The organism is Photorhabdus africana, from assembly GCF_035181445.1.
In the GTDB taxonomy this organism is placed as follows: Bacteria; Pseudomonadota; Gammaproteobacteria; order Enterobacterales; family Enterobacteriaceae; genus Photorhabdus; species Photorhabdus laumondii.
This window is the reverse complement of record NZ_JAXBVE010000030.1, coordinates 1-18,554: the sequence shown is the minus strand read 5'-3', so window position 1 is coordinate 18,554 and position 18,554 is coordinate 1. Positions and strand designations below refer to the sequence as shown.

The 18,554-nt window shown below is 42.6% G+C and carries 17 protein-coding genes and 1 rRNA gene; 11 read left to right on the top strand and 7 right to left on the bottom strand.

Annotated features, from left to right (window positions below):
- The 8 genes from lpxD (at position 1) to tilS (ending at position 10,249) form a co-directional block, all read left to right on the top strand.
- Positions 1-1,029: a UDP-3-O-(3-hydroxymyristoyl)glucosamine N-acyltransferase gene (gene lpxD, locus SLS51_RS16330; RefSeq protein WP_323839721.1), complete on the top strand. Its 1,029-nt coding sequence runs from the start codon at positions 1-3 to the stop codon at positions 1,027-1,029.
- Positions 1,030-1,177: 148 nt separating this feature from the next.
- The gene (fabZ, locus tag SLS51_RS16325; protein ID WP_011145059.1) at positions 1,178-1,630 is read left to right on the top strand and encodes a 3-hydroxyacyl-ACP dehydratase FabZ; all 453 of its coding nucleotides are present in this window, start codon (positions 1,178-1,180) and stop codon (positions 1,628-1,630) included.
- Positions 1,631-1,633: 3 nt separating this feature from the next.
- Positions 1,634-2,422, top strand: a complete 789-nt coding sequence (gene lpxA, locus SLS51_RS16320) for an acyl-ACP--UDP-N-acetylglucosamine O-acyltransferase (protein WP_323839720.1) — start codon at positions 1,634-1,636, stop codon at positions 2,420-2,422.
- A 4-nt stretch (positions 2,423-2,426) separates the two neighbouring features.
- A complete protein-coding gene (gene lpxB, locus SLS51_RS16315) occupies positions 2,427-3,611 on the top strand; it encodes a lipid-A-disaccharide synthase (protein ID WP_323839719.1) in 1,185 nt (394 codons plus the stop codon).
- Positions 3,608-4,201, top strand: a complete 594-nt coding sequence (rnhB, locus tag SLS51_RS16310) for a ribonuclease HII (protein ID WP_323839718.1) — start codon at positions 3,608-3,610, stop codon at positions 4,199-4,201. Before lpxB ends, rnhB begins: the two co-directional genes overlap by 4 nt.
- Positions 4,202-4,254: 53 nt before the next feature.
- Entirely contained in the window at positions 4,255-7,737 is a 3,483-nt protein-coding gene (gene dnaE / locus SLS51_RS16305; protein ID WP_323839717.1) for a DNA polymerase III subunit alpha, read from the top strand.
- Between the two features lie 13 nt (positions 7,738-7,750).
- The gene (gene accA, locus SLS51_RS16300; RefSeq protein WP_323839716.1) at positions 7,751-8,710 is read left to right on the top strand and encodes an acetyl-CoA carboxylase carboxyl transferase subunit alpha; all 960 of its coding nucleotides are present in this window, start codon (positions 7,751-7,753) and stop codon (positions 8,708-8,710) included.
- Between the two features lie 210 nt (positions 8,711-8,920).
- Positions 8,921-10,249, top strand: a complete 1,329-nt coding sequence (tilS, locus tag SLS51_RS16295) for a tRNA lysidine(34) synthetase TilS (RefSeq protein ID WP_323839715.1) — start codon at positions 8,921-8,923, stop codon at positions 10,247-10,249.
- A gap of 32 nt (positions 10,250-10,281) precedes the next feature.
- On the opposite strand, the gene rof is transcribed toward tilS, so the two are convergent.
- A complete protein-coding gene (gene rof, locus SLS51_RS16290; protein ID WP_323839714.1) occupies positions 10,282-10,548 on the bottom strand; it encodes a Rho-binding antiterminator in 267 nt (88 codons plus the stop codon).
- Between the two features lie 334 nt (positions 10,549-10,882).
- On the opposite strand from rof, the gene nlpE reads away from it, so the two are divergent.
- Positions 10,883-11,548, top strand: a complete 666-nt coding sequence (gene nlpE / locus SLS51_RS16285) for an envelope stress response activation lipoprotein NlpE (protein ID WP_323839713.1) — start codon at positions 10,883-10,885, stop codon at positions 11,546-11,548.
- Positions 11,549-11,655: 107 nt separating this feature from the next.
- Here nlpE and proS read toward each other — a convergent pair whose 3' ends face one another.
- From proS to metN, 6 genes are all read right to left on the bottom strand, one after another.
- Complete coding sequence (proS, locus tag SLS51_RS16280) at positions 11,656-13,374, bottom strand: proline--tRNA ligase (RefSeq protein ID WP_323839712.1); 1,719 nt, start codon at positions 13,372-13,374, stop codon at positions 11,656-11,658.
- A gap of 124 nt (positions 13,375-13,498) precedes the next feature.
- Positions 13,499-14,206: a tRNA (N6-threonylcarbamoyladenosine(37)-N6)-methyltransferase TrmO gene (tsaA, locus tag SLS51_RS16275; RefSeq protein ID WP_323839711.1), complete on the bottom strand. Its 708-nt coding sequence runs from the start codon at positions 14,204-14,206 to the stop codon at positions 13,499-13,501.
- The gene (rcsF, locus tag SLS51_RS16270) at positions 14,203-14,601 is read right to left on the bottom strand and encodes an envelope stress sensor lipoprotein RcsF (RefSeq protein WP_011145070.1); all 399 of its coding nucleotides are present in this window, start codon (positions 14,599-14,601) and stop codon (positions 14,203-14,205) included. Before rcsF ends, tsaA begins: the two co-directional genes overlap by 4 nt.
- Positions 14,602-14,743: 142 nt before the next feature.
- Positions 14,744-15,559, bottom strand: coding sequence for a MetQ/NlpA family lipoprotein (locus SLS51_RS16265; RefSeq protein ID WP_323839710.1), 816 nt, complete (start codon positions 15,557-15,559; stop codon positions 14,744-14,746).
- Positions 15,560-15,624: 65 nt separating this feature from the next.
- Positions 15,625-16,278 (bottom strand): methionine ABC transporter permease MetI, encoded by a 654-nt coding sequence (locus tag SLS51_RS16260; protein WP_323839709.1) that lies wholly within the window; start codon positions 16,276-16,278, stop codon positions 15,625-15,627.
- Entirely contained in the window at positions 16,271-17,302 is a 1,032-nt protein-coding gene (gene metN, locus SLS51_RS16255) for a methionine ABC transporter ATP-binding protein MetN (RefSeq protein ID WP_323839708.1), read from the bottom strand. Before metN ends, SLS51_RS16260 begins: the two co-directional genes overlap by 8 nt.
- Positions 17,303-17,497: 195 nt before the next feature.
- On the opposite strand from metN, the gene gmhB reads away from it, so the two are divergent.
- A complete protein-coding gene (gene gmhB, locus SLS51_RS16250) occupies positions 17,498-18,064 on the top strand; it encodes a D-glycero-beta-D-manno-heptose 1,7-bisphosphate 7-phosphatase (RefSeq protein WP_323839707.1) in 567 nt (188 codons plus the stop codon).
- A gap of 379 nt (positions 18,065-18,443) precedes the next feature.
- Positions 18,444-18,554: ribosomal RNA gene (locus SLS51_RS16245) — 16S ribosomal RNA — on the top strand; the annotation flags it as partial.

Genomic DNA, 18,554 nt, shown 5'->3' with positions numbered 1-18,554 from the left:
ATGTTTTCAATTCGATTGGCTGATTTAGCTCAGCGGTTGAATGCACAATTACATGGTGATGGCGATATTGTTATCACCAGTATTGCACCAATGCATTCGGCCAATAGCGAACAGATCACTTTTTTGTCTGACAGTCGTTACCGTGAACGTTTAAGTGAATGTCAGGCTGCCGCCGTTGTTCTCCAGGCGTCAGATCTTCCTTATTGCAATATTCCAGCGTTGGTTGTCGCCAATCCTTATCTGGCATATGCCTATATGGCTCAGATTATGGATACAACACCAGTTCCCGCACAAGATATTCACCCTTCTGCGGTGATTTCACCTCAGGCAATTTTGGGTAAAAACGTTGCTATCGGAGCCAATGCGGTTATCGAATCTGGCGTTGTTCTTGGCGACAATGTTGTTATCGGTGCAGGCTGCTTTATTGGTAAAAATACGCGTATTGGCGCGGGAAGTCGTCTTTGGGCTAACGTCTCTGTTTATCATAATGTTGAAATGGGTGAACAGTGTTTGATTCAGTCAGGAGCAGTGATCGGGTCTGATGGTTTTGGCTATGCGAATGATCGTGGCAAGTGGGTTAAAATCCCTCAATTAGGTTCAGTCATTATTGGTGACCGAGTTGAGATTGGTGCCTGTACAACTATCGATCGAGGAGCTTTGGATAATACCATTATTGGTCATGGCGTCATTATCGATAACCAGTGTCAGATTGCTCATAATGTTATCATTGGTGACAATACGGCGGTTGCTGGCGGTGTGATCATGGCCGGTAGTCTGAAAATTGGTTGTTACTGTATGATTGGTGGCGCCAGTGTAATTAATGGACATATGGAAATCTGTGATAAGGTAACAGTCACGGGGATGAGTATGGTGATGCGTCCTATCACTGAACCTGGTGTATACTCTTCTGGAATTCCGGCACAACCAAATAAAGTTTGGCGTAAGACGGCAGCTTTAGTCATGAATATCAATGAAATGAATAAACGTCTTAAGTCAATGGAGAGTAAGCTGGAAGACGAAAACGAGTAATTGCACTATATTTAATTGTACTATATTTAATTGCACTATATTTTTGGTTGTGTCTTATTTTTGCGGCCTGCCTGGGAACTCTGGATTTGGGGTTTAAGCGGGCCGTGTCGTTAATACAATTAGTCCTTTTGACAGGAAGAGTATTTAGATGAGTGATAATCATACTCTGCACATTGAAGAAATTTTAGATCTACTTCCACATCGTTATCCGTTTTTATTAGTGGATCGCGTGCTTGATTTTGAGGAAGGTAAATTCTTACGTGCAGTAAAAAACGTATCTTTTAACGAACCCTTCTTTCAGGGGCATTTTCCTGGCAAACCTATTTTCCCAGGCGTTCTGATCCTTGAAGCTATGGCACAGGCCACCGGAATTCTGGCATTTAGGAGTGTGGGCAAGCTAGAGCCAAATGAGCTCTATTATTTTGCCGCTATCGATGGTGCTCGCTTTAAACGCCCGGTAGTGCCTGGGGATCAAATGATATTAGAAGTAGAATTTATTAAGGAGCGTCGAGGGGTTGCGCGCTGTAGAGGCGTAGCGAAAGTCGATGGAGAAATAGCTTGCGAAGCAGAAATGATGTGTGCTCGCCGTCGTGAGGTTTAGTCCATGATTGATGAAACCGCTTATATACATCCTAGCACTATTGTAGAAGATGGTGCGGTTATTGGTGCCAATGTTCGTATTGGGCCGTTTTGCTGTATTGGCTCTCAGGTTGAAATTGGCGAAGGTACAGAGCTGAAGTCTCATGTTGTTGTCAATGGAATAACCAAAATCGGCCGTGATAACCAGATTTTTCAATTTGCTTCTATTGGCGAAATGAATCAGGACTTGAAATATCACGGTGAACCAACCCGAGTTGAAATTGGTGATCGTAATCGTATTCGAGAAAGTGTCACCATTCATCGAGGCACTGTGCAGGGTGGCGGTGTAACAAAAATCGGTAATGATAATTTGTTGATGATTAATGCCCATATTGCTCATGACTGTATTGTCGGTGATCGTTGTGTCATTGCTAATAATGGTACTTTGGGGGGGCATGTTATCCTGGGTGATTATGTTATCATTGGTGGTATGAGTGCGATTCATCAGTTTTGTCAGATTGGCTCTCATGCTATGGTGGGCGGGTGTTCCGGTGTGGTACAGGATATTCCGCCATACGTTATTGCTCAGGGGAATCATGCAACACCTTTTGGCACTAATGTTGAAGGCCTGAAACGCCGTGGTTTTGATAAAGATTCATTGAATGCAATTAGAAATGCGTACAAGATTTTGTATCGTAACGGAAAAACGTTAGAAGAAGCACAACAAGAAATTGCTGAGCTGGCTGAAAATAATCAGCATGTAAAAATCTTCAGCGATTTTCTGGCAAATTCTACCCGTGGCATTGTCCGTTAAGTAGATGAAGGATACCCCTTTGGCTACCATTTCTTCTATTGATAGTCTGCGTCCGTTGACTATTGGATTAATCACCGGAGAGACCTCCGGTGATATCCTTGGTGCAGGTTTAATTCGTGCATTAAAAGCTAAAGTACCTAATGCCCGTTTTGTTGGTGTGGCAGGCCCTCTTATGCAGGCTGAAGGTTGTGAAGTCTGGTATGAGATGGAAGAGCTAGCAGTAATGGGGGTTGTCGAAGTTCTCGAACGTTTGCCTCGTTTACTGAAAATACGTAAGGATCTGACAACCCGTTTCACGGAGCTGAAACCTGATGTGTTTGTGGGCATCGATGCACCGGATTTCAATATTACCTTGGAAGGTCGGTTAAAACAGCGAGGCATCCGCACCATTCATTATGTTAGTCCGTCGGTATGGGCTTGGCGCCAGAAACGCGTTTTCAAAATTGGTAAAGCCACAGATATGGTTCTGGCTTTCTTACCTTTTGAAAAAGCGTTTTACGATAAGTTTAATGTTCCGTGCCGGTTTATTGGACATACCATGGCGGATGCTATGCCATTGCAACCCAATAAAGCGGCGGCACGTGAACTATTAGGTATTCTGCCAGAGTCTGTTTGCTTGGCTTTATTACCGGGGAGTCGCCATTCTGAGGTTGAGATGCTGAGTGCGGATTTTCTTAAAACTGCTCAGTTATTGAAGCGAAACATACCTGAACTGCATGTATTTGTGCCGTTGGTGAATGCTAAACGGCGTGAACAATTTGAGCGCATTAAGCAAGAAGTTGCGCCAGAGCTGAATGTTCATCTTGTGGATGGCAAAGCGAGAGAAATCATGATCGCAAGTGATGCCGCACTTTTGGCCTCTGGTACTGCTGCTCTGGAATGTATGCTGGCAAAATGTCCAATGGTAGTTGGTTATCGGATGAAGCCATTGACTTTCTGGTTGGCAAAACGCTTGGTAAAAACGCCTTATGTTTCATTGCCTAACTTATTATCCGGTGAAGAGTTAGTTAAAGAATTATTGCAGGAAAAATGTCAACCGCAAAAACTTGCAGATGAGTTGTTGCCGTTACTACAAGGCAGTGAAAAAGTTGAAGCATTGAAACAGACATTTTTACATTTGCATGAAAGCATTCGTTGTAATGCTGACGAACAGGCAGCACAAGCCGTGTTGGAATTGGCAGGAAAATGATGGAATTTATATATCCTCAGGCAAGTCTGATTGCTGGAGTTGATGAAGTTGGTCGAGGTCCATTAGTGGGTGCGGTTGTGACTGCGGCTGTTATTTTAGATCCATTACAGCCGATAGTTGGTTTGACTGATTCTAAAAAACTTAGTGAAAAACGCCGCGAAGCACTTTATCTGGAGATCACAGAAAAAGCATTGTGCTGGAGCTTGGGGCGTGCAGAACCGGCAGAAATTGATCAATTGAATATCCTGCATGCAACTATGCTTGCGATGCAAAGGGCTGTGGCTAATTTGCCTATTTCTCCTGAATATGTGCTGATTGATGGTAACCGTTGCCCTAAATTACCTATGCCGGCACAAGCGGTGATAAAAGGTGATGGACTGGTTGCTGAAATCAGTGCCGCTTCTATTGTGGCGAAAGTTACCAGAGATCGGGAAATGGCTGAACTTGATCAACTGTTTCCTGAATATGGATTTGCGAAGCATAAAGGCTACCCGACGGCATTTCATTTAGAAAAGTTGGTTCAGTTGGGAGCGACAGAACATCATCGTAAAAGTTTTGCGCCGGTTAAGAGAGCAATTGGCTTTAAATAAACTTGTTGACTGAATACAGCAATTCTTCAAATTAATATCATCTGGATAAATATATGGCCGAACCCCGTTTTGTGCACTTACGTGTTCACAGCGACTATTCAATGATTGATGGCTTAGCCAAAACCAGCCCTTTAGTGAAAAAGGTTGCGCAATTAGGTATGCCGACTTTTGCGATCACTGATTTTACTAATTTGTGTGGGCTGGTGAGATTTTACGGCAGTGCTCATGGAGCAGGAATAAAACCGATTATTGGTGCTGATTTTTATGTAGAAAGTGAACTGCTTGGTGATGAGCACGCTAGCCTGACCATTCTTGCGCGCAATAATACGGGTTATCATAACTTGACATTGCTGATATCAGAGGCTTATCAGAAGGGATATGGTGCGATTGGTCCGACAATTAAACAGGAATGGCTGATAAACCATAAAGAAGGACTAATTCTGCTCTCCGGTGGTCGTATGGGGGATGTGGGTAAATTCCTGCTACGTGGTAATCAGGTTATGGTGGACCAATGCCTTGAATTTTATCAGGAACATTTTCCCGGCTGTTATTATTTGGAGCTGATCCGTACTGGCCGTGCAGATGAAGAAAGTTATCTTCATGCGGCGGTTGCATTGGCAACGGAAAAAAGCCTGCCTGTTGTTGCAACTAATGACGTTTGTTTCATTGATAGCGAAGATTTCGATGCTCATGAGATTCGCGTAGCGATTCATGATGGCTATACCTTGGCTGACCCTAAACGTCCGAAAAATTACAGTCCTCAGCAATATTTGCGTAGTGAACAGGAAATGTGTGAGCTATTCGCTGATATTCCTGAAGCGCTGGAAAACAGTGTAGAAATTGCTAAGCGCTGTAATGTCACTATTCGCCTTGGTGAATATTTCCTGCCGCAATTCCCCACGGGAGAAATGAGTACCGAAGATTATCTGATAGATAGATCTAAACAAGGGTTGGAAGAACGTTTAGCATTTCTCTATCCGGATCCTAAAGTACGCGCAGAAAAACGTCCTGAATATGATGAGAGACTCGATATTGAACTTCGGGTTATCAACCAGATGGGATTCCCGGGCTACTTCCTGATTGTGATGGAATTCATTCAGTGGTCGAAAGACAACGGTGTTCCTGTTGGTCCTGGACGTGGTTCGGGAGCAGGTTCTCTGGTGGCTTATGCCTTAAAAATAACCGATCTCGATCCTTTGGAATTTGATCTGCTCTTTGAACGATTCCTTAACCCTGAACGTGTTTCCATGCCCGATTTTGACGTCGATTTTTGTATGGAAAAACGCGATCTAGTGATTGATCATGTGGCTGATATGTATGGTCGTAATGCCGTATCTCAGATCATTACATTCGGTACAATGGCAGCGAAAGCGGTAATTCGGGATGTTGGCCGTGTGCTAGGACATCCATACGGATTTGTTGATAGGATTTCCAAATTGATACCGCTTGATCCCGGTATGACGTTGGAAAAAGCATTTGCCGCGGAGCCACAACTTCCTGAAATCTATGAAGCGGATGAGGAAGTTAAAGCACTGATAGATATGGCGCGTAAATTGGAAGGTGTCACTCGTAATGCAGGGAAACACGCGGGTGGGGTGGTTATCGCTCCAACTAAGATCACCGATTTTTCGCCTCTCTATTGTGACCCGGAAGGTTTGAACCCGGTTACTCAGTTTGATAAAAACGATGTGGAATATGCAGGGTTGGTGAAATTTGACTTCCTCGGACTGAGGACACTGACCATTATCAACTGGGCATTGGAGATGATCAACGCGCGTAGAGCGAAGAAAGGTCTAGAGCCGATTGATATTGCAGCGATTCCGCTAAACGATGTTAAAAGCTTTGATATGTTGCAACGTGCTGAAACAACAGCGGTATTTCAGCTTGAATCCCGTGGTATGAAGGATCTGATTAAACGTCTGCGTCCCGATTGCTTCGAAGATATGATCGCGCTTGTCGCTTTATTCCGTCCAGGTCCCTTGCAATCAGGCATGGTGGATAACTTCATTGACCGCAAACATGGCCGGGAAGAGCTCTCATACCCAGATATACAGTGGCAGCACGAATCTTTACAGCCTGTGTTGGAGCCAACTTACGGCATCATCCTTTATCAAGAACAAGTGATGCAGATTGCTCAGGTGCTGGCGGGATATACTCTCGGTGGTGCAGATATGCTCCGACGGGCGATGGGTAAGAAAAAGCCGGAGGAGATGGCTAAGCAGCGTTCTGTCTTTGAAGAAGGTGCAAAGAAACTGGGTGTTAATGGCGAACTGGCAATGAAAATCTTTGACCTGGTAGAGAAGTTTGCCGGTTATGGATTTAACAAATCTCACTCTGCTGCGTATGCCTTGGTTTCTTATCAGACTTTATGGTTGAAAGCGCATTACCCGGCTGAATTCATGGCTGCGGTAATGACTGCTGATATGGATAATACAGAAAAAGTCGTTGGGTTGATTGATGAATGCTGGCGCATGGGGCTGAAAATCTTACCACCTGATATTAATAGTGGCTTGTATCATTTCCACGTTAATGATGACGGGGAGATCGTATATGGAATCGGCGCAATTAAAGGGGTAGGTGAAGGGCCGATTGAAGCGATCATCGAAGCTCGTCAGAAAGAGGGTTATTTTAGAGAACTGTTTGATTTATGTGCCCGCGTTGACACCAAGAAGTTAAATCGCCGAGTGATGGAAAAACTGATCATGTCAGGGGCATTTGACCGTTTAGGGCCGCACCGTGCAGCACTGATGTCCTCGTTGGAAGATGCGCTAAAAGCGGCAGATCAACATGCCAAAGCAGAAGCTACTGGTCAGACTGATATGTTTGGTGTATTAGCTGAAGCGCCAGAAGAAGTGGAACGTTCTTATGCCAATATTTCTCAATGGCCGGAACAGATTGTTCTTGATGGTGAACGGGAAACGCTAGGTCTCTATTTAACTGGGCATCCTATCACCCGTTATTTAAAAGAAATTGAGCGCTATACTAATGGATTGCGGTTAAAAGATGTGAATCCAACCCCGCGCGGTCAAGTAACGACTGTGATAGGTTTGGTGCTAGCATCCAAAGTGATTATAACCAAACGAGGTAACCGGATTGGTATTTGTACTTTAGATGATCGTTCAGGACGTCTAGAAGTTATGTTATTTTCCGATGCCTTGGAGAAATATCGGCATTTGCTAGAACAAGACCGGATATTAATCGCTACAGGTCAGGTCAGTTTTGATGATTTCAATGGCGGTCTTAAAATGACAGCCCGTGAATTAATGGATATTAGTGAAGCGCGTGAAAAATATGCGCGTGGGCTTGCTATCTCGCTGTCAGACAGGCAAATTGATGATCAATTGTTGAGCCGTCTTCGTAGTGCATTGGAACCACATCGTTCGGGAACGATACCGGTTCATCTTTATTACCAGAGGGAAGACGCCCGCGCCCGTTTAAGATTTGGCGCGACGTGGAGGGTAACGCCAACGGATAACCTTCTGACAGATTTGCGAACTCTGCTGGGTAATGAGCAGGTAGAATTAGAATTTGACTAAAATTAGGAATGTTATGAGTCTGAATTTTCTTGAATTTGAACAGCCGATTGCCGAGCTGGAAGCGAAAATTGATTCGCTAACCGCAGTTAGCCGTCAAGGTGAAAAATTAGATATAAATCTGGATGAAGAAGTACAACGTTTGCGGGAAAAAAGTCTGGAATTGACTCGCAAAATCTTTTCAGATTTAGGTGCCTGGCAGATTGCTCAGCTTGCTCGTCACCCACGTCGTCCTTATACGTTGGACTATATTCAACATATTTTTACTGATTTTGAAGAGCTTGCTGGTGATCGTGCTTATGCTGATGACAAAGCAATTGTGGGTGGTTTGGCTCGTATTGATGGACGTCCAGTGATGGTGATTGGTCACCAAAAAGGCCGTGAAACCAAAGAAAAAATTCGCCGTAATTTCGGTATGCCAGCGCCAGAAGGTTATCGTAAAGCTTTGCGTCTGATGGAAATGGCAGAGCGTTTTAAACTGCCAATTATTACTTTCATTGATACTCCAGGCGCATATCCTGGGGTTGGTGCAGAAGAGCGTGGTCAATCTGAGGCGATAGCTCGCAACTTGCGTGAAATGTCCCGCCTGTCTGTGCCTGTTATCTGTACTGTGATTGGTGAAGGTGGCTCTGGTGGTGCATTGGCGATTGGTGTTGGTGATAAAGTGAATATGCTGCAATATAGTACTTATTCTGTTATCTCCCCTGAAGGTTGTGCCTCAATTTTGTGGAAAAGCGCGGAAAAAGCACCTTTGGCGGCAGAAGCGATGGGGATTACCGCCCCTCGTTTGAAAGAGTTGGAATTGATCGATACTCTGATCTCAGAGCCATTAGGTGGCGCTCATCGTGACTATGAAACAATATCCACGTCGTTGAAAGCTCAGTTGTTGATTGACTTGGCAGAGCTTGATCATTTGACATCTGAAGAGTTAGTCAATCGCCGATATCAGCGCTTGATGCAATATGGTTATTGCTGATATCTGAGTTCATTGTTTGAATGGAGGGATGGAAATGATTGTAACTGATAAATTTCAGCTACTTCCATCCCCTACTGTTTCTGCTTCATTTATTTTGTATTTTTAATGAAAGTGACGGAAAGCGTTATTAACGGGCAGTGATCTTAAACTGAATAAAATAGGCGATAACAAATTCATATTATTGCACATTAGAGAACGCTTGAATCTGTAATGACAAACATTAATGAGCGACTATTTGTCACTTTGGCTAAACAGCTTAGTGAATATAAGAAAATCTTGGTTGGATTCAGTGGTGGGCTAGATTCCTCTGTTTTGCTTCATTTGCTAGTTAATTGGCGTAATCAACATAATCAGGAAATTCAACTAAGAGCAATGCATGTTCACCACGGCTTAAACCGAAAAGCAGATCAATGGGTTGAACATTGCCAGCAAATTTGTGATGACTGGCAAGTGGCGTTTCATTTTGCAAGAGTCTCGATAGATGCTCGTCAAAAGGGGATTGAGGCTGCGGCTCGCGATGCTCGATATCAGGTATTCAAGCGCGAATTACAAAAAGATGAAGTTTTGGTAACAGCTCAACATCTTGATGATCAGGCGGAGACTTTTTTACTGGCATTAAAGCGAGGTAGTGGTCCGGCGGGTCTTGCTTCTATGCCTTCAATCGCTGTATTTGCTGATACATTATTGTTACGTCCGTTACTTGACTATAGCCGGAATGAATTGGAAATGTATGCCAGTAAACATCGTCTGAATTGGATTGAAGACGACAGTAATCAAGATGATCGTTATGACAGAAATTTTTTGCGCTTACATATCATGCCGTTACTGAATCAACGTTGGCCGCATTTCCCTCAATCTGCTGCTCGTAGTGCAAGTTTATGTGGTGAACAAGAGCAGCTTCTAGATGAATTACTGAATGAGTCTCTGGAAGAGCTGATAACTCAAGATGGTGCTTTGGGTATTTCGTCTTTGGCTGTATGTTCAGAAGCCAAACGAAATGCTTTGTTACGCCGTTGGTTTGGTTACCATGAAATGAAAATGCCTTCACGAGAGCAGCTTAACCGGCTTTGGTATGAGGTAGCTCTTGCTCGTACTGATGCTGAGCCTCGTCTGCAATTTGGTAAATATGATGTACGCCGTTATAAGCAAAAACTCTGGTTGGTTCCTCAGTGGCAATCTTTGAGAGAGGCTATTCTTGAGTGGGATATTTGCAATACTTTGGTATTACCGGATCACTTAGGAGAATTGAATATTGCTGATTGCGGTATTCAAGTAAGGGCCCCGGCTGATAATGAACGAGTGACTATCCGCTTTGGTGTCCAGGGAATGATAAGTATTGTGGGGCGTCAACACTCCCGGCATAGTAAAAAATTGTGGCAAGAGCTTGGGGTTGCTCCGTGGCTTAGAGAGCGAATTCCATTGCTTTATTACAACGAACAATTGATAGCGGCGTTAGGTGTTTTTGTCACCAAGGAAGGTGAAGCGGCAGCAGGAAGAAAGATGTTAACAATGAACTGGCATAAAACGCTGTTAAAATAAAAAGTTAAGCCGCCAAAGGCGGCTGTTTTCTATCAAGATTCAGAGGGTTCAATAATAATAGTACCAATCTTAGGGTGACTGAAACTAGCAATATGATCTAACCGCAATTCATGGGGTTTACCTTCTGTTTCAATTATCAAATATTCAACTTTTTTTCTTAAAACCAAATCACAGGCTTTTCCTTCAATAACGTCTCCACCCCGCAACTTTATGTGGAGGTGGAGCTGATGTTGGCAAGTTGACTCAAGATTGTCGTAGTCGTCACAGTTAATTGGTTGATATTCAGTATTTATAGACATATTTGCTCACCACTATGGTTAGTGGCGGTTATTGCCGCCCGTGGTTGTTAAAAATTGTAACTCAAAAGCACTATTAATGACTATAGCACAGGAAATCAATCGTGATTAATGAATAACTTTGGTTATTCATTCTGAACAGTAAGTAAATAAAAGTCTTATTTCACAGCAATTTCCTGACAGAAGTATTAAAATCGGCCCACGTTATTTTGCTATTATTGAGTAACATCCTTAAGAAGGACAGTATTTACGCTATTAAGCTTGAATAATCGCGATGTTCCTTGTGTTACTTATAAGATGAGAATTATAGAGCTCATTATACTGTGTGGAGATAAATGTGAATAAAAAACTTTTGACAGTGTTAGTTGCTGTGGGCGTATCTGCTTTGATGGGATGTAAAGGTAACTCAGTACAGCAAATGAGTTCACAGCCAGTAGATCAGACTTTTCATGGTACTCTTCCTTGCGCTGATTGTTCTGGTATTGATACCACACTGTTATTGGATAATGACGGTACTTATATTCTGGAACAAACTTATCTTGGCGCTCGTGATGGTGACCAGTCGTTTTTTGAATCCGGTCTATGGGCGAAAGATGGAGAGAAAATTCGCCTGACAAAATCAGACGACCAGAAATCTTATTATCTGTCGAAAGGTGAAAACCTGGTAATGCTGGATATTGAAGGCAATAAAATTGAATCATCATTCAATGATGAACTGCAACGGGTAAAACCGAAGAAACTGTCGGGTGAATACAGTTATATGGCTGATGCTGCTTTGTTTACAGATTGTAGTACAGGTAAGCGGTATGCTGTAACGGAAAGTCTGGATTTGGAGCAAGGCTATCACCAAGTCGGTGTGGAAGGTGGAACGCCGGTTTATGTTGAAGTTGAAGGTTATTACAGCGTCCGTCCTTCAATGGAAGATGGGCAATTTGATCCTGCCCTGATTCAGACGGGTAAAATCCATTTCGATAAATCGAAATCTTGTAATATGAAGAAATAATTCTAGCTTCAGTATGAATGGTGATAATGGGCTAAGCAGCGTAAAATGCTCTGTTGCGATATGACCATTATCACCATACTATTCAATAAGTTACTGGAAAAACCTAATTAACAACCAAGTTGTTGCTTCAGGTAATCAACAACATCGTCTAGTTTCAGCATCTGTTTTTCATCACCGCGACGATGTTTATATTCTACTTCGCCATTATCAAGATTACGGTCACCAATAACGACAGTGTGTGGTACACCGATAAGCTCCATATCGGCAAACATCACGCCTGGGCGTTCCTTGCGATCATCAAAAATAACATCAATACCGCTAGCGCGTAGATCGGCATACAGTTTCTCTGCAACTTCTTTAACACGGTATGACTTGTGCATATTCATTGGCAAAATAGCAACTTGGAATGGTGCAATTGCATCAGGCCAGATGATACCGCGGTCATCGTGATTTTGCTCAATCGCTGCGGCGACAATACGAGTGACGCCAATACCATAACAGCCCATAGTGACTATCTGATTGTGGCCGTCTTCGCCTTGAACAGTCGCTTTCATGGCATCAGAATATTTGGTGCCAAGCTGGAAGATATGGCCCACTTCAATACCACGTTTGATGAGCAATGTCCCTTTACCATCCGGGCTGGCATCACCTTCAACAACATTACGAATATCAGCAACCTCTGGTACAGGTAGATCACGTTCCCAGTTGATACCGAAATAGTGTTTGTCATCGATATTGGCACCTGCGCCAAAGTCACTCATCACTGCCACACTGCGGTCAATAATAACGGGTATTGGCAGATTGACAGGTCCCAATGAACCTGGGCCTGCACCAACAATTGAACGAATCTCTTCTTCGGTAGCAAAAGTCAGTGGGCTGGCAACTAAAGATAATTTCTCTGCTTTGATTTCATTAAGTTCATGGTCGCCGCGAACCAGTAAGGCGATCAATTTATGACTTGCTCCTTCTGCTGCGTGAACCATCAGAGTTTTAACTGTTTTCTCAATTGGCAAATTGAATTGTTCAACCAGTTCAGCAATTGTTTTTGCGTTTGGAGTATCTACCAGATGCATCTCTTCTGTTGGTACTGCGCGATCATGAGTGGGGGCAACAGCTTCGGCTAATTCAATATTGGCTGCGTAATTGGATTCAGTGGAGAAGACGATATCATCTTCTCCACTAGCTGCCAGAACCTGAAATTCATGAGAAGCACTACCACCGATGGAACCGGTATCAGCCAGAACAGCACGAAAATCCAAACCTATACGGGTAAAAATTTTGCTGTAGGCTTCGTACATGTTGTCATAAGTTTCTTGTAATGATGCCTGGGTAGCATGGAAAGAGTAAGCATCTTTCATTAGGAATTCACGGGAGCGCATTACACCAAAACGAGGGCGAACTTCATCGCGAAATTTAGTCTGGATCTGGAATAGAGTCAGTGGTAACTGCTTATATGAGCTGACTTCATTGCGGATCAGATCAGTGATGACCTCTTCATGAGTTGGACCTAGTACAAAAGGACGATCACCTCGGTCAACAAAACGCAGTAACTCTGGACCATATTGTTCCCAGCGGCCGCTTTCTTGCCATAGATCTGCCGGTTGTACGACGGGCATCGATATTTCAATCGCTCCGGTATTGTTCATCTCTTCTCGGACAATTTTTTCGACTTTTTTGAGTACACGGATACCTGTAGGCATCCAATTATACAGACCTGAAGCGAGTTTACGGATCATGCCCGCACGCAGCATCAGCTTATGGCTGACAACTTCCGCATCGGCAGGAGTCTCTTTTAATGTAGAGAGCAGATATTGGCTAGTACGCATTGTTAGGTTCCATTAGAGCAGCAAATTGCTTCTGACTGGCAGAAATTTGCCAGCCAATAAAAAACGAAAATAAGCCTTTAGTCTACCAGTGAGTTTAAGATGCCAAAAGGGTATATGCTGATTTTTAATGGGGATCTATGGAGACCACTTCGGTCAATGTGTTACAGATTTTCCAGCGCACATTAAAATCCAGTAAATGAGCTGCATATTCCCGATTTTCCTGTTCTCCTCTCCGGTAAGCAGGACGAGGGTCCTGGGCTAAAACTTGACTGATAAAACGGCGTAAATTCGGATAAATATTTTGAATTGAGATTAGTTGTTGCTCAGCGGCAGGCGAAAATATTACTTCCATATCGGTAGGAGGGGCTTGCTGTGCAAAACCCGCCACTGCATGTGGCTGACATTCAGCGAACGGTAGATAAGGCTTAATATCGATAACCGGCGTACCATCAACTAAATCCAGGCTACCCAGTTCCAGAATAACTCGACCTTTCCTGTATTCGATTCCTTTAAGTTCAATCAGAGACATGCCAATTGGATTAGGCCGAAAAGTCGAACGGGTTGCGAATACGCCCATTTTTGCATTGCCACCTAAACGAGGAGGACGCACCATTGGCTTCCAGCCGCCTTCTATTGTTTGATGGAAGATGAAAATAACCCACAGATGACTAAATTGTTCCAGACCACGAACTGCATCTGGTTGATTATAGGGAGGAAGAAGTACCAGTTTCCCACCACCATCTTCAATAAGACCGGGTTGGCGGGGAACGGCAAATTTTTCTTTATAAGGGGAGTGGATAACCCCTATCTGCGTGAAATGGAAATCGGTCATTGGGTGATAAGCAAGGCTGAACCTTCACATATTGCTATCTGGTAGCATCCTTGGCCTGATAATATTTCGCATTGATGCAATAAAACAGCGTTAGCATTCAAATAAGCTGCTTTGGTCATCATCTGGTTGCGAGCCACGATGATATTCGCTGGTGGATCCTGTAAGGAACTACGACACGATTGACCAGAAACAATCCCTAAATCTTTAAATGAGACACCTAATAATTCTTCACTTTTGGTATATAACTTTACGGATGAAGAGAAATGTTTTTTTTCTCCGGTTGATAGTTTTGTGTACTTCATATCTGATAACTGGGAAGCGTCAGGAAATGTTGCTTGTTGTACTGAACATCCTGTTATGGACAGTGCTAATAAAGAGGCAAGTAGCCTACGCATGATAGATCCTCGAATTTTTACTGTTAGAGTTAAGCGAGTCGATCAGGTTAACAAAAAATACCGAAAACATGATGCCATAATAAATCAGGCGGACAATCTGTCCGCCTGATTATTCTAATATCGATGAACGTAATATGAAAGATTACCAACCTTTCACTGCACCACCATTAAAGATCTTATTGGCAGCTTCATCAACTTCGTCTGATTGATATGCCTTAACGAATTTCTTAACGTTTTCAGCATCTTTATTATCTTCTCGACTAACCAGTAGGTTTACATATGGAGAATCTTTATCTTCAACAAATAAACCATCTTTTGCTGGCGTCAGACCAATCTGGCTTGCATAGGTTGTATTAATGATGGCGAGAGCAATTTTTTGATCATCCAGTGAACGTGGTAATTGTGGTGCTTCCAATTCGATTAGTTTTAAATTCTTAGGATTTTCAACAACGTCTAGAACCGTTGGTAATAAGCCTATGCCATCTTTCAATTTAATTAAACCTTGTTTCTGCAACAGTAATAAAGAACGGCCTAAGTTCGTTGGATCGTTTGGTAACGCAATTTGGGAACCATCCTGCAATTCATCCAGGGATTTAATTTTTTTGGAATAACCTGCAATTGGATAAACAAAAGAGTTGCCAACTATGACCATTTTATAACCACGATCTTTGATTTGCTGATCCATATAAGGTTTGTGCTGGTATGCATTCAGATCAATATCGCCTTTGCTCAGTGCTTCGTTTGGCAATACAAAATCATTAAAGGTTACCAGTTCTACATCAAGACCATATTTATCTTTAGCAACTTTTTTTGCAATTTCAGCCACTTCCTGCTCTGCACCAACGATGACGCCTACTTTAATATGGTTTGGATCTTGTTTTTCCTGCCCGCAACCAGACAGAATTAATGAACCTAAAAGAGCACTGATAGTTGCGATGGTTTTTAATTTAACAGACATATTTTACCCCTATGGAATACTGATTTATTAGCACCGGCACAGGTACTGTTATTAAAGTAATCTTATTATTTACGTGTTGTGGCCTTGACTAAATGGTCACCACTTAATTGAATTAAATAAACTAAAATAACCAGTAACACTAATACGGTGTTCATTACTGTTGCATTATAGCCGATATATCCGTATTGGTAGCCAATCTGGCCTAATCCGCCTGCACCTACAGCACCTCCCATTGCAGAATAACCGACTAAAGTTATGAGAGTAATTGTGGCTGCATTAAGCAAACCAGGTAATGCTTCAGGTAACAGAATTTTCTTTATAATCTGGAATGGGGTTGCTCCCATTGCTCTAGCAGCTTCAATGAGTCCCGATGGAATTTCTAATAAAGCATTTTCCACCATACGAGCAATAAATGGTGCAGCACCTATGGTTAATGGGACAATGGCAGCTTGTAAACCGATCGATGTCCCCACAATTAGTCTGGTAAAAGGAATCATCCACACTAGTAAAATAATAAATGGGATAGAACGGAAAATATTAACTACCGCTGAAAGAAAACGATAGAGTTTACTATTTTCCATAATTTGACCGGGGCGGGTGACATATAACAATACACCTATCGGCAGCCCGATAATGAAGCCAGAGAAACCAGAAACAAAAGTCATTACTAGAGTTTCCCAGACGCCTTTAATCAGTAATAAAATCATTCCTTCAGACATAACCGAGAACCTCTACTTTCACATGATGATCTTGTAAAAACTTAATCGTTGACTCAACGCCACCATTTTCACCGTGTAATTCAGCTAACATCACACCAAATTTTACGCCACCAGCATAGTCGATTTGAGAACTTAATATATTCATATCAATATCAAAACGGCGTACCGCCATTGAAATCAGTGGGGCATCTACAGACTGACCGGTGAACTCTAATTTCAATAATGGACTAAGATTTGGTGCTGGGTGGCTTTGCATTTTTTGTACATAATCTTCAGGGATATCCAGATGTAAAGTTGACTGAATAAATGCCTGAGCGATAGGTGTCTTGGGATGAGAGAACACTTCACTAACAATGTCTTGTTCAATCAGTTGTCCGCCACTGATAATGGCTACTTGGTCACAAATACGTTTGACGACATCCATTTCATGTGTAATTAACAGAATAGTTAGTCCCAAACGGCGATTAATATCTTTCAATAATTCTAGAATAGAACGAGTTGTTGCAGGATCTAGAGCGCTGGTTGCTTCATCACATAAAAGTACTTTAGGTGAATTAGCTAGAGCACGGGCAATAGCAACACGTTGCTTCTGTCCGCCAGAGAGATTTGCTGGATAGGCATCATGCTTATCTGCAAGACCAACAAGCTCCAATAACTCGTCTACCCGTTTTTTGATTTCGGCCTTTGGAATGTTATCCAATTCTAAAGGTAGAGCTATGTTGCCAAACACCGTTCTTGAAGACAGCAAATTGAAGTGCTGGAAAATCATGCCGATACGACGACGTGCACGAGTTAAATCACTATCAGACAAGATAGTTAAATCCTGACCATTAACCAATACTTGCCCGGAAGTTGGACGCTCAAGCATATTTACACAGCGAATTAGTGTACTTTTACCTGCGCCGGATGAGCCAATAACACCGTAAATTTGCCCTTGCGGAACATGCAGGCTGATATCTGAAAGCGCGTTAATAGAACGGGCACCCTGCTGGAATATTTTATTGATATGAGACAGTTTTATCATTTTTATTCTTATTTATTTTTATAAAAATTTTGAAAATTGATAGCTTGAACATTTTTGAGAAAGCAAACCACCCGTTAAATCGGATGTTAAGGTGTCTAGACGTCTGAGTCAACAGTGAATAAATTAATTGCTGCATTCTCATTCATGGTTAAATCGTGCGATACTGGAGACTTCTTACATTCTTGGAGCAATCGGGTGACACAAGGTATTCCAGCCGTATTTTTAGATCGTGACGGAACAATAAATATCGATCATGGTTATGTACATGAAATAGATGATTTTCAATTTATCGATGGTGTCATTGAAGCCATGATTGAATTGAAAAAGATGGGGTATGCACTGGTATTAGTCACAAACCAGTCAGGTATTGCCCGTGGAATTTTCGATGAAGAGCAGTTTTTGCAACTGACGGAATGGATGGATTGGTCGCTAGCAGACCGTGGTGTAGATTTGGATGGCATCTATTATTGCCCTCATCACCCAGATGCAACTAAAGAGCAATATAAGAAGAGTTGTGACTGCCGTAAACCGCAGCCGGGTATGTTGTTGGATGCGCAGAGGGAGCTTGGTATCGATATGACGGCTTCTTTTATGATTGGTGACAAACTCGAAGATATGCAAGCCGCGACGCTGGCAAAAATTGGCACTAAAGTATTAGTTCGTACAGGTAAACCCGTTAACACTGAAGCTGAACAAGCAGCTAATTTGATAATAAATAGTCTTGCAGACTTACCTAAAGCAATTAAAAGCATCAAAAAATAGGCTTTTTGTTCTTTATATCAACATTTTGTTGAAAAAATCCGCGAATAAAAATTTTTTTCAAATAAATGCTTGCCAGCGCCAAAGAACGCCCTATAATGCGCCACCACTGACCGACACAACGCTGATAAACATTGTGAGGTCGGGCAGAGAAAGCGATAATCAGTGCTTGACTCTGCGGGTGAACAGCGTAGTATACGCAGCCCGGCTGAACGAGAATATTATTTTTTATGTCAGCCTGCTCTTTAACAATTAATCAGACAATCTGTGTGGGCACTCACAAGACCGTATCACAAAAAAATACGTTTTAAAGTCTTGAAGAGTGAACAACAGTTAATTCATTACGAAATAATTAGTCAGAATTCTTTGAGCATCAAACTTAAAATTGAAGAGTTTGATCATGGCTCAGATTGAACGCTGGCGGCAGGCCTAACACATGCAAGTCGGGCGGTAACAGGAAAGCGCTTGCGCTTTTGCTGACGAGCGGCGGACG

What these genes read in the sequence shown, in the direction of transcription:
- rnhB (WP_323839718.1), top strand. Translation starts at nt 3,608, where the DNA reads ATGATGGAATTTATATATCCTCAGGCAAGTCTGATTGCTGGAGTTGAT.
- lpxB (WP_323839719.1), top strand. Translation starts at nt 2,427, where the DNA reads ATGAAGGATACCCCTTTGGCTACCATTTCTTCTATTGATAGTCTGCGT.
- SLS51_RS16260 (WP_323839709.1), bottom strand. Translation starts at nt 16,278, where the DNA reads ATGTCTGAAGGAATGATTTTATTACTGATTAAAGGCGTCTGGGAAACT.
- rcsF (WP_011145070.1), bottom strand. Translation starts at nt 14,601, where the DNA reads ATGCGTAGGCTACTTGCCTCTTTATTAGCACTGTCCATAACAGGATGT.
- lpxD (WP_323839721.1), top strand. Translation starts at nt 1, where the DNA reads ATGTTTTCAATTCGATTGGCTGATTTAGCTCAGCGGTTGAATGCACAA.
- accA (WP_323839716.1), top strand. Translation starts at nt 7,751, where the DNA reads ATGAGTCTGAATTTTCTTGAATTTGAACAGCCGATTGCCGAGCTGGAA.
- fabZ (WP_011145059.1), top strand. Translation starts at nt 1,178, where the DNA reads ATGAGTGATAATCATACTCTGCACATTGAAGAAATTTTAGATCTACTT.
- metN (WP_323839708.1), bottom strand. Translation starts at nt 17,302, where the DNA reads ATGATAAAACTGTCTCATATCAATAAAATATTCCAGCAGGGTGCCCGT.
- tilS (WP_323839715.1), top strand. Translation starts at nt 8,921, where the DNA reads ATGACAAACATTAATGAGCGACTATTTGTCACTTTGGCTAAACAGCTT.
- lpxA (WP_323839720.1), top strand. Translation starts at nt 1,634, where the DNA reads ATGATTGATGAAACCGCTTATATACATCCTAGCACTATTGTAGAAGAT.
- tsaA (WP_323839711.1), bottom strand. Translation starts at nt 14,206, where the DNA reads ATGACCGATTTCCATTTCACGCAGATAGGGGTTATCCACTCCCCTTAT.
- proS (WP_323839712.1), bottom strand. Translation starts at nt 13,374, where the DNA reads ATGCGTACTAGCCAATATCTGCTCTCTACATTAAAAGAGACTCCTGCC.
- SLS51_RS16265 (WP_323839710.1), bottom strand. Translation starts at nt 15,559, where the DNA reads ATGTCTGTTAAATTAAAAACCATCGCAACTATCAGTGCTCTTTTAGGT.
- rof (WP_323839714.1), bottom strand. Translation starts at nt 10,548, where the DNA reads ATGTCTATAAATACTGAATATCAACCAATTAACTGTGACGACTACGAC.
- dnaE (WP_323839717.1), top strand. Translation starts at nt 4,255, where the DNA reads ATGGCCGAACCCCGTTTTGTGCACTTACGTGTTCACAGCGACTATTCA.